General features: G+C 69.2%; 7 protein-coding genes. 5 read left to right on the top strand and 2 right to left on the bottom strand.

All coding sequences use genetic code 11. The annotated features are described in order from the left end of the window. Positions 1–146 precede the first annotated feature (146 nt). The 4 genes from J2X65_RS10705 to J2X65_RS10690 all read left to right on the top strand — a co-directional run bounded on the left by J2X65_RS10705 (position 147) and on the right by J2X65_RS10690 (position 4,281). Positions 147–455: a (2Fe-2S)-binding protein gene (locus J2X65_RS10705; protein WP_310200896.1), complete on the top strand. Its 309-nt coding sequence runs from the start codon at positions 147–149 to the stop codon at positions 453–455. Between the two features lie 272 nt (positions 456–727). After that, the gene (gene bfr, locus J2X65_RS10700; RefSeq protein ID WP_213364846.1) at positions 728–1,204 is read left to right on the top strand and encodes a bacterioferritin; all 477 of its coding nucleotides are present in this window, start codon (positions 728–730) and stop codon (positions 1,202–1,204) included. Positions 1,205–1,428: 224 nt separating this feature from the next. Next, positions 1,429–2,478, top strand: a complete 1,050-nt coding sequence (locus tag J2X65_RS10695; RefSeq protein ID WP_310200895.1) for a Fe(3+) ABC transporter substrate-binding protein — start codon at positions 1,429–1,431, stop codon at positions 2,476–2,478. Between the two features lie 126 nt (positions 2,479–2,604). Continuing rightward, a complete protein-coding gene (locus J2X65_RS10690) occupies positions 2,605–4,281 on the top strand; it encodes an iron ABC transporter permease (protein WP_310201061.1) in 1,677 nt (558 codons plus the stop codon). A gap of 276 nt (positions 4,282–4,557) precedes the next feature. Here the strand turns inward: J2X65_RS10690 and J2X65_RS10685 are convergent, their stop codons facing one another. Then, positions 4,558–6,525, bottom strand: a complete 1,968-nt coding sequence (locus tag J2X65_RS10685; RefSeq protein WP_310200894.1) for an acetoacetate--CoA ligase — start codon at positions 6,523–6,525, stop codon at positions 4,558–4,560. Positions 6,526–6,800: 275 nt separating this feature from the next. Between J2X65_RS10685 and J2X65_RS10680 the strand changes: the two genes are divergently transcribed. Beyond that, positions 6,801–8,600, top strand: coding sequence for an AsmA family protein (locus tag J2X65_RS10680; RefSeq protein WP_310200893.1), 1,800 nt, complete (start codon positions 6,801–6,803; stop codon positions 8,598–8,600). 18 nt (positions 8,601–8,618) lie between these two features. Here J2X65_RS10680 and J2X65_RS10675 read toward each other — a convergent pair whose 3' ends face one another. Continuing rightward, the gene (locus J2X65_RS10675) at positions 8,619–11,579 is read right to left on the bottom strand and encodes a PAS domain-containing sensor histidine kinase (RefSeq protein ID WP_310200892.1); all 2,961 of its coding nucleotides are present in this window, start codon (positions 11,577–11,579) and stop codon (positions 8,619–8,621) included. Positions 11,580–11,615 lie beyond the last annotated feature (36 nt).

The following is an 11,615-nucleotide window of genomic DNA, read 5'->3' as shown; positions in this document are numbered from 1 at the left end:
TGGAGCGTGCGAAGGTGAATATTCGTTCCTGTGATCGCATGATCGGGTTTTCCCGATTGACGGCGGGACGGAATGACGCGAGAAGTGAAATACAGGCATAAATTTAGAATTATTCTAAATAGCTGGTCACTTGGTTCCGCCGCACGATGATTGTGTGTTCGTGTAACGTGCTGTCCGACACGCAGGTTCGCGCCGCCATCGCCGATCCCGAGGCGAGCGTGCGCACTGCCGGACAAGTGTATCGCTGCCTTGGTTGCAGCCCGCAATGCGGCCGCTGCGCCCGTACCATCCGCAAGCTGATCGACGACATCAACGCCCCGGCCTGCGGCGCCTGCCCGCTGGACTGCGCCGCACATGCGCATGCCCATGATCACCCCCACGAGCATCCCCACGATCATGCCGCCGAGCCGGTTCTCGCCGATTTCGTCCCGGCCAATCTGCTGGCGGCGGAATAGCGGCATTCCCATCCTCTGCGGCTTGCCGCACCCGGCGCGGGATCGCGGCAGCTTTAGCGTGCCAGCTTGAGCGTGCCCCTCCGGGGCGCCATCTGGGCGTGCTCGCTTCCCCTGAACATGCTGGTCTTCAAGTCTTGCCCGACCATCGGCTCGTGCGTGACGGCGGATTGGCGCGGGAAAACCGTGCCGTCGTGGCCTGCCAACGGCTTGTCATTCGATTGGAACAATTCTAAAAAGAGGGCCTAAGCTCGAACCATCGAAAAGGCGAGGCCATGAAGGGCGACACCAAGGTCATCGAATATCTCAACCGCGGCCTGCGCTCGGAGCTGACGGCGATCAACCAATATTGGCTGCATTACCGCATGCTCGACAATTGGGGTTTCAAGAAGCTGGCCGCCAAGTGGCGTGCCGAATCCATCGAGGAGATGCAGCACGCCGACAAGTTCGTCGATCGCATCCTGTTCCTCGAAGGCTTCCCCAATCTGCAGGTCCTCGATCCGCTGCGGATCGGCCAGGACATCAAGGAAGTGATCGAATGCGATCTCGCCGCCGAGATCGAGGCGCGCGCGCTCTACCAGGAGGCCGCCTCCTATTGCGACGAGGTGAAGGACTATCCCAGCCGTGACCTGTTCAAGGAACTGATGGCGGACGAGGAAGGCCACATCGACTTCCTCGAGACCCAGCTCGACCTGATCGCCCGGCTCGGTGTGCAACTCTACGCCCAGCACCATATCGGCGAACTCGGCTGAGGCACCTGCCGTCCCATCGCGGGAAAGCATCGAAGGCCGGTCGCGAGACCGGCCTTTTTTGCGCGTGCCGATGTTCAGATTTAACTTAGAATAACTATAAATTATTGAGATCACTTATCTTTTGTTTGACCAGCCATCGGGCCTCTTCTAACGCAGCGGCATGGGCAGGCGCGTACCGTCGCAACCGTGGCGGCAGCCGGCGGGCGCGCCAGGAGGAGGAACGCATGAGGACGAAGCAGGTCGGCATTCTGGCGCGGCGCACGATTCTGGGCGGTCTCGTCGCCGCCACCGCGGCTTTCGCGCCGCTGGGTGCGAGCGCGGAAGAAGTGGTGAACGTCTACACCACCCGCGAGCCGGCGCTCGCCAAGCCGGTATTCGACGCCTTCACCGAGAAGACCGGCGTGAAGGTCAACACCGTCTTCGTGAAGGAAGGCCTCGCCGAGCGCGTGAAGGCCGAGGGCGCCGCTTCGCCCGCCGACGTGCTGATGACCGTCGATATCGGCAACCTGCTCGACCTCGTCGACCAGGGCGTGACGCAGAACGTCAAGTCCGAGGTGCTGGAGAAGGCGATCCCCGCCAATCTGCGTGGCGCGAACGGCGAGTGGTTCGCCGTTTCGATGCGCGGGCGCGTGGTCTACGCCTCCAAGGACCGGGTGAAGCTCGAGGCCATCACCTATGAAGACCTTGCCGATCCCAAGTGGAAGGGCAAGATCTGCATCCGCTCGGGCAAGCACCCCTACAACACCGCGCTGATCGCCGCCTATATCGCCCATCACGGCGAGGCCAAGGCCGAGGAATGGCTGAAGGGCCTCAAGGCCAATCTCGCCCGCAAGCCGGCCGGTGGCGACCGCGAGAACGCCCGCGACATCCTCGGCGACATCTGCGACCTCGGCGTTGCCAATTCCTACTATGTCGGGCTGATGCGCTCCGGCAAGGGCGGCCCCGAGCAGGAGAAATGGGCCGAGGCGATCAACGTCATCCTGCCGACCTTCGAGGGCGGCGGCACCAATGTGAACGTCTCCGGCGCCTCGGTGGCCAAGAACGCCCCCAACCAGGCGAACGCGCTGAAGTTGATGGAATTCCTGGTCTCGCACGAGGCGCAGGACGTCTATGCCAAGGCGAATTTCGAGTATCCGGTCGTCGCCGGCTCGCCGGTCGACCCGATCATCGCCGCCTTCGGGCCGCTGAAGATCGACAATCTCGACCTCGTGAAGATCGGCCAGTATCGCAAGGCCGCCGCCGATCTCGTCGACAAGGTCGGCTTCGACAACTGATCCGGCAAACGGGGCGGCTGACGCCGCTCCGCCCTCTGCGCGCGCCCGTTCCCGCAACGGGCGCGTTCCCGTTTCGAGGCCGACGGCTTCGAAAGTCGCTCCGCGCGTGGTGACGCTACCTTGGCGATGAGTTCCCCGGCGACCTACCGGCCTTCCAGCGTTTCCGGCATCTCCGGCGCGGCCGGCCGGCTCATGCGTCTCGGCGCGCTCGCAATTGTCGGGCTGGTGCTGCTGCCGCTCGCCGCTCTCCTCGCCACCGCCGCCCACGGCACCGGCGACCTGTGGCCGCACATCCTGCGCAACGTGCTGCCGGTCGCCATCACCGACACCGCGATGCTGGTGCTGGGCGTGGGGATCATCGCCGGCACCATCGGCACCGGCACCGCCTGGCTGGTGGCGGTCTGCCGCTTCCCCGGCCGCGGGCTGTTCGAATGGGCGCTGCTGCTCCCGCTTGCCATCCCCACCTACATCCAGGCCTTCGTCTATGTCGACGCGGTGCATCCGCTGGGGCCGATCCCCAGCGCGATCCGCGCGCTGCTCGGCCTGAAGAGCCCGCGCGACCTGTGGCTGCCGGAGGTGCGCAACATCTGGGGCTGCATCCTGCTGCTCGGCTTCGTGCTGTATCCCTATGTCTACTTGCCGGCGCGCGCCGCCTTCCTGGTGCAGACCGCCTCGGCGCTGGATGCCGCCCGCACGCTGGGGCACGGCGCCACCGCCACCTTCTTCCGCATCGCGCTGCCGCTGGCGCGCCCGGCGATCGCGGTCGGCGTGACCCTGGCGCTGATGGAGACGGTGAACGATATCGGCGCCTCGGAATTTCTCGGGGTGCAGACGCTCACCTTGTCGATCTACTCCACCTGGCTGAACCGCTCCAGCCTGCCCGGCGCGGCGCAGATCGCGCTGTTCATGCTGGTGATCATGGTCGGCCTCGTCATGCTGGAGCGCTGGGGCCGGCGGCATATCAGCCATGCCAATGTCGGCAACCGCGCCCGCCCGCCGATGCGGCGCGAACTCTCCGCATGGGCGGGGGCGACCGCCTTCCTCGCCTGCCTGGTGCCGGTGACGCTCGGCTTCCTGGTGCCGGCCGGGCATCTGGTCAACGCCGCCTATGGCCGCTTCATGTTTCGCGGCCTGCCCGAGACGCTGCTGCCGGAGGCGCTGAACACGGCGCTGTTCGCCGCCATCGGCACCGTGCTCGCGCTCGGATGCGGGCTGCTGCTGGCGATCGCCGCCCGTACCGGCACGGTACGCTCCCTGATGCTGCTGCGTTTCGCCGCCCTCGGCTATGCGGTGCCCGGCACGGTGCTGGCGGTGGGATTGCTGGTGCCGCTGGCCGGCTTCGACAATCTGGTCGCCGCCACCGTCCGGTCGCTCGGCGGGCCGGCGCTGGGGCTGATCGTCTCCGGCTCGGGAGCGGCCCTGATCATCGCCTATGTCATCCGCTTCCTCGCCATCCCGGTCGGGGCGCTGGAGACCGGCTACGAGAAGGTCGGCATGAGCCTCGACATGGCGGCGCGCGGGCTCGGCGAGGCGCCGGGCGGGGTGGTGCGGCGCATCCACCTGCCGCTGCTGCGCCCGGCGCTCGGCACCGCCGCGCTGCTGGTGTTCGTCGACTGCATGAAGGAACTGCCGGCGACGCTGATGCTGCGCCCGCTGAACTTCGAGACGCTGGCGAGCCAGGTCTATGGCGAAGCCGCCCGCGGCTCCTACGAGGACGGCGCGCTGGCGGCGCTGGTCATCGTGCTGGTGGGGCTCATCCCGGTGATCCTGCTGGCGCGGCTGTCGCGCCCGCACGCCGGGTGAGGGCCGCCTGGGTGGGGCAGCCGTTTGTCTCGCGATCGCTGAAATCCGTCATTCCGAGTCGCCGGCTCCTTCTTCCCGCTACCCCGGTGAGGACGTAGCCGCGCAGGAGAGGCGGTGAGGGGGCGACCTTGGGAAGCCAGGAAGACCCCTCACCCCACCCCTCTCCCCGACGGGGAGAGGGAGCAGGTTGTGTGGGGGGCGGCGTTCCTCTTGCATACTCCATGACGTCGACAGAAGTGCGAGAGGGGGCAGGTCGCGCGGGTGGCGATCTGCCGCTCAGTTCGCCAGTTCCGGCAGGTTGCGGTAGAGGTCGAGCGCTTCCGGGTTCGCCAGTGCCTCGGTGTTCTTCACCGGCCGGCCATGTACCACCTCGCGCACCGCAAGCTCGGTGATCTTGCCCGAGCGGGTGCGGGGGATATCGGTTACCGCGACGATCTTCGCCGGCACATGGCGCGGCGAGGCGCCGACGCGGATCTGCGTCTTGATGCGCTTCTCCAGCTCCACATCGAGCGCCGCCCCGGCCTTCAGCCGCACGAACAGGACGACGCGCACGTCATTGTCCCATTCCTGACCGATGGCGAGGGCTTCCAGGATCTCCGGCACCTGCTCGGCCTGGGCGTAGATCTCGGCGGTACCGATGCGCACGCCCTGCGGGTTCAGCGTTGCGTCCGAGCGGCCATGGATGATGATGCCGCCATGCGCGGTCCATTCCGCGAAATCGCCATGGCACCAGACATTGTCGAAGCGCTCGAAATAGGCGGCGTGGTACTTGGCTCCCTCCGGGTCGTTCCAGAACATCACCGGCATGCAGGGGAAGGGGCGGGTGCAGACCAGCTCGCCGCGCTCGCCGGTGACCGGCTTGCCGTCGTCCGACCACACCTCCACCGCCATGCCGAGGCCGGGCGCCTGGATCTCGCCGCGATAGACCGGCGAGGTGGGATCGCCGAGCACGAAGCAGGACACGATGTCGGTGCCCCCCGAGATCGAGGCGAGGTGCAGGTCCGGCTTGATCGCCTCATAGACATAGGCGAAGTCCGCCGGCGCCAGCGGCGAGCCGGTGGAGGTGAGCGCCTTCAGCTTCGACAGGTCGTGGGTGTCGACCGGGCGCAGCCCTTCCTTGCGCAGCGAATCGATGTATTTCGCCGAGGTGCCGAACAGCGCGAAACCTTCCTGCTCGGCATAGTCGAACAGCACGGACGGCTTCGGCGCGAAGGGCGAGCCGTCGAACAGGCACAGGGTGAGCCCGCTGGCGAGGCCGGAGACCAGCCAGTTCCACATCATCCAGCCGCAGGTGGTGAAGTAGAACAGCCGGTCGCCGGGGTGCAGATCGCAGTGCAGCCGGTGCTCCTTGATGTGCTGGAGCAGCGTGCCGCCGCCGCCATGCACGATGCATTTCGGCACCCCGGTGGTGCCGGAGGAGAACAGGATGAACACCGGGTGGTTGAACGGCACCGGCTCGAAGCGGAGAGGGGCGGCGGCAAAATCGCCGAGGAAGGCGTCCAGCGAGGCACCGTTGGGCAGGCCGGCCGCGACCTCCTCGGACTCACCGAGATAGGGCACGATGACGGTCTTCACCGCGCTGTCGAGATGCGGCACCACCGCGCGCAATTTGTCGCCGATGGAGACGCGCTTGCCGGAATACCAATAGCCATCGACGGCGAAATACAGCTTCGGCGCGATCTGGCTGAAGCGGTCGAGAATGCCGCGCTCGCCGAAATCCGGCGAGCAGGAGGAGAAGATGGCGCCGAGCGAGGTCGCCGCCAGCATGATGGCGATGGTCTCCGGCAGATTGGGCATGGTCGCCGCCACCCGGTCGCCCATGCCGACCCCGGCGGCCTTCATCGCCTGCTGCAGGCGGGAGACCAGGGCGGTGAGTTCGCCGAAGCTGACGCGCCGCTCCACCTTGTCCTCGCCGCGGAACACCATGGCGAGGCTGGCAGGATCGCGCGGGCGCAGCAGGTTCTCGGCGTAGTTCAGCTTCGCCTCGGGGAAGAAGGCGGCGCCGGGCATGCGGTCGCCATCGACGAGGGCGGGTCCGCTCCGCTCGCCGATCACCTCGCCGAGTTCCCATACCGCCTCCCAGAAGGCGGCCGGCTCGGCGATCGACCAGGCGTGCAGGTCGCGATAGCTGGCAAGTGCGGTGCCGTGGCGTTGGTTGACGGCGCGGATGAAAGCGACGACGGCGGTGCGTGCGACGCGTTCCTCGCTCGGCGTCCATAGCGGCAGATCGGTATCCGCACTCATAAAAGGTTCCCTCCCAGGCTCCAGCAGCGACGGTATCGTCGGTGTTTGTCGGGTGGCGTTTGTTGAGGATTTGTCGCACCCGGCGAATTCATAGCGCCGGGTCCACAACTTGTCAGGCCATGAAACAGACACAGAGGGACAGGATGTTGCACTATGTCGGCAATTGGTTTTATGCCAGTTCGCCGCCGGTCGACGACGGGAGGGGTGGTTCGTCGGATTAGCAAGCGACGGGCAGCGCAGCATGCGGAATGCCGACGGGGTTGTGGCGACACGCGATGAGAAAACTGCTGGCGATCCTGCTGCTGCCGCTCCTCCTTGTAGTGGTAGGCGCCGCCCTTGCTCCCAAGCTCGCCTCGCAGGAGCGGCTGCGTGCCGAGGCGCTCGAGCTGATGCGCGCCGCGACCGGCTTGGACGCGGCGATCGATGGTGACGTGCGCTTCGAAGTGCTGCCCTGGCCGGCGCTGGAGATGCAGGGCGTCCGCATCGGGCAGGATGACGGCGCCAGCCTGAGCGTGCCGCATCTGCGAATCGTGCTCGATCTGCTGCCGCTGGTCACCGGCGCCGCGCGCGCCGACTATATTGCGCTGGCCGACCCGGTGCTGATCGTTCCTGACCGCGTCTCCAACTCCGCCATGCTCGCCGAGTTGCTGCGCCGCATCGGCACCGGCACGCTGGCCGGCGAGATCCGGGTGACGGACGGCCTGCTGCGCCTCACCGATGCCGATGGCGCCATCCTCACCACGGCGCGGATGAACGCCACCATCGACTGGCGGGGCGGCAATTCGCTGAACCTCGATGGCGGGTTGATCTGGCACGACCAGCCGATGGAGGTCGACGTCGCCTTCTCGCAGCTCGGCGCGCTTGCCCAAGGGCACAATGCCCGTCTGCGCGCCTCGAGTTCCGGACCGCTCGGCGATCTCTCCTATGAAGGCAGCTTCGGATTTTCCAGCGGGCTCTCCGGCGAGGGAGCCGTCTATGCCGCCGCCCGCTCGGTGCGCGCGACGCTGGACTGGCTCGGCCTCGACGCGCCGACCGAGGGCGGCTTCGGCCCGTTCACGCTGAAGGCCGACATGCTGTATTCCGGCCAGTCGGCGGCATTGAGCCGGGTGCGGCTGGAACTCGACGGCAATGTCAGCGAGGGCGGCTTCAACCTGCGCCTCGACGAGGGGCGCCCGCGCATCCAGGGCTCGCTCGCCACCGGGACGCTCGATCTCGCGCCCTATGGCCAGCTGGTGCTGGCGGACCCAGACGGCCGCAACTGGAACCGCGATCCGATCGAGACGCAGCGGCTGGGGCGCTTCGACCTCGATCTGAGGCTCTCGGCCGGCGAGGTGCGCGTCGGCGGCACCAAGCTGGAGCGCTTCGCCGCCAGCGCGGTGGTGAAGGCAGGCAAGCTGTCGCTCGCCATCGGAGAGGCCGAGGGCTGGCAAGGCATCTTCCGCGCCTCCGCCCAGGTGGCGCCGGTGGCGGCCGGCACCGAGGTGCGGGTCGAACTCGTCTGCGAAGACGTCGCGCTCGCCCAGGCGCTCGGCGATATCTTCCGCACCCAGCGGCTCGAGGGGACCGGCTCGTTCCGGCTGACCGCCGCCGGCAGCGGCCGCGACATTGCCGGTATCGTCGGCAGCCTCGATGGCAGCTTCCGGCTGCAGGGCGCCACGGGGGCGCTGGTCGGCATCGATGCGCCGCGCATCCTCGCGCGGCTGGCGGAGCGCCCGCTGTCCGGCGTCGGCAATCTGCGCGGCGGCCGCACCGGCTTCGACAGCATCGCGGCGGAAGCGACGATCACCGCCGGCGTCGCCAGCCTCACCGCGCTTTCCATCGACAGCGCGCGGCTGGCGGTGCGGATGAACGGCACCGCCTCGATCCTGGCGCGCGACCTCGATCTCGCCGGCACCGCCATGCTGAAGGATGCCAGCGGGACGGCCAGCCCGTTCGAGCTGCCCTTCGTGGTGCGGGGAGACTGGGACGACCCGGTGCTGCTGCCCGATCCGCAATCGCTGATCCGCCGCTCCGGCGCCGCGCGGCCGCTTTTCGGGCCGCGCAGGGAAGCTGCCGGTATCGTGACGCCGCCCTGAGCCCCGGTCCGGCCGGCTCTATTCCGCCAGCACCCGGGTCGAGGGGAAGGTGATCTCGACCAGCGTGCCGGACTCCACCGCCGAGCGGATGGTGAAGGAGGCGCGGTTGGCTTCCGCCAGCGCCTTGGTCAGCGGCAGGCCGAGCCCGGTGCCGCCCGAGCCGGACTGGCCGGATGTGGCGATCTGCCGGAACGGCTCCATGGCGATGGCGATATCGGCCTCCGACATGCCGATGCCGGTGTCGCGCACCCGCAGCACCACCTCACCGGCGGAGGTGAGGGCGGTCGACAGGATCACCTGCCCGCCGGGCCGGGTGAACTTCACCGAATTCGACACCAGATTGAGGATGATCTGGCGGATCGAGCGCGCATCCGCCACCACCGGCGGCAGGTCGGCGGCCAGCGACGAGCGGATGATGATGCGCTCGCGATTGGCCTGCGGCTGCATGATCGCCATGCCCTGCTGCACGATCTCGTTGAGCGCGACGCTGGTAAAGGACAGATCGAGCTTGCCGGCCTCGATCTTCGACAGATCGAGCAGATCGTTGATGAGCGAGATGAGATGGCCGCCGGAGGCGTGGATATCGCGCAGATAGTCGCGGTAGCGCTGGTTCTCCACCGGCCCGAAGCGCTCCTCCATCATCACCTCGGAAAAGCCGATGATGGCGTTGAGCGGGGTGCGGATCTCGTGGCTGATCTTGGCGAGGAAGTCGGACTTGGCCATGTTGGCGCGCTCGGCGAGACGCTTGGCCTCGGTGAGTTCCTCCTCGGCGCGCTTCCACTGGGTGATGTCGCGCAGCACGGCGCAGAACTTGGTGGAGTCCTCGCCGACCCGCCCGACCGTCATGAACAGCGGGATCAGCCCGCCCTCGCGCACCCGTCCGATCACCTCGCGCCCGTCATTGAGCACGCTGGCGACACCGTTGGAGGCGAGGCCGTCGAGATAGTCGACGGCGGCGCGCTGGCTTTCGGGGGCGAACAGCAAGGTGAAGGTCTCGCCCTGCACCTCGGCGGAATCGAAGCCGAACAGCGCTTCAGCCGGCCGGTTCATCGACAGGATGACGCCCGCCGCGTCGATCAGCACCACGCCATCGGTGGCGGTATCGAGGATCGCGCGCAGCTCGCGGGCGGTCGATTCCGACTGGCGCAGCGCCAGCTCCGCCTGCCGCTGCCGCTCGTCCGCCGGCTCGCCCAGGCGGCGCAGCAGGTAGAGCATGGCCGGGGCGTCGTCCCAGGGGGCCGACATCAGCCGCGCCTCCACCGCGATCGGCACGCCGGTGCGGGTGAGGATCGACAGCGCGGCGCCGTCCTGCCCCTCGGTGGCGGCGGGGCCGCCGAACAGGCCGGCAAGCCCGCCGCCCGCCTGCATGGCGCCGGTATCTGCATAGCCGGTCCAGTCGAGCAGGGTGCGATTGGCGTAGAGGAGACGGTCGCCGCGCCAGGCGACGAGGCCGACCGGCAGACGGTCGAGCACCGGCCGCTCGGCCTCGGAGAGACTGCGGCGCAGGCCGTCGCGGCGGGCGGGATCCTCCGTGGCAGCGCGCGAGGGCGCGGAGGATTCCGGCGCCGGGACCACCGGGAGCGGCGCGGGCGGCGGCGGTTCGGGCGCGCGGAGTTCGGGTGCCGGCGATGGGGTGGCCGCTCGCGGGGAGGGGAGCTCGGCATCCGCGGGCGTTGACGGCGCCTCGGGTGAAAGGCCGGCCGAAGCGGGCGGAAGATCGACGGGCAAATCCGCCGTGTGGTCCGCCGGCAGGTCTGTCGGCAGGTCGGCCTGCACGTCCACCGGGTCGACGTCCATGCCCTCGATGCGGGCGCCGAGGGCGCGGGCGATCTCGCGGAAGGCGTTGCGCTCGCCGGTCGACAGGCCCTCCCAGGAGGCGCGCGCGGCATCGCCGCGGGCGGTGTCGGCGCGGTTGCCTTCGCCGGCGCGTAACGGCACGACATTGGGGATCGGCGGCACCAGGCTGAGGGTCGGCCGCGGGGCCTCCGAGGCCGGGGCGACCGCGGGAGAGGCCGGCCGCGGCGGCTCGGCGGCCGGCGGCGTGGCCGCGGGCGTGGCTTCGACGGGCGGCGGCGCGGCGGGGGCACCGGCCGGATCGGCCGGTGGCACGTCCTCGGTCGCTGCCGTCGGCACGGCGGGGACGGGCTCGGCGGCGACAGGCGCCGCCGCGGCTTCCTGCGGCGGCAGGGGGGCGGATGGACGGCCCTTCACCACACCGAAGCCACGCATGCCGCCCTCGCGCAGCGGCGCGCCGCCGAGTTCAGCATGCAGCGTCACCCCGGCGGCGGCGGTCAGTTCCACCGGCAGATGCGTGAAGCTCACGCCGGCCATGGCCGCTTGATGCGCTTGCACCGCGCCGAGTTCGGCCCAGCTGCGTCCGGCGATGTCCTGTACCGGACGGCCGAGCAACGCGCCGAGACGCGCATCGACCGGATCCAGCCGGCCATCGGCGCGGGTGCGCCAGGTGAAACGCTTGGCCGGGGGGCTCGCCGGCGGCAACGGCACGGTGGCGGGCGGCGGCGACGCTGCCGCCGCCGGCGCGACCGGCTCCGGCGGCGCTGCCGGTTCGGGAGCAAAGGCGGGCATGGCCGCATCCGGCCGGCGCGCACTGAACGAGGCCGGCGCATCGAGCGCGACCAGCAGCACCGCGCGGTGGCCGGCGGCGGCGACCAGCGTGCAGGCGACAGTGACCGGGGTGAGCCGGGCGGGAAGCCGCAGCTTTTCCAGCCGATGTCCGCCATGGCCGCGGGCGGCGCTACGGGCGGCAAGGCCGGCGAGATCGCGCGCCAGCGCCATCGACGCCTCGCCGATCAGGGCGCGGCCGGCCGCATTGCCGGCGAGCAGGCGGCCGGCGGCATCGACCAGCAGCGCCGGCGCCCGCGCCGCCAGCGCGGCGGCGATGCGGGGCTCGGCGAGCAGCGCGCTCACCGCGTGTGCGCCAGTGCCTGCGGCGTCGTGTCCGTCGGTCGGTGTCGTCATGAACCCGAACTGTTCGCTCCCACGGGGACGGGAAAA

The sequence above is a fragment of the Ancylobacter sp. 3268 genome, from assembly GCF_031456575.1.
Lineage (GTDB): Bacteria > Pseudomonadota > Alphaproteobacteria > Rhizobiales > Xanthobacteraceae > Ancylobacter.
This window is presented reverse-complemented; position numbering and strand designations above follow the sequence as displayed.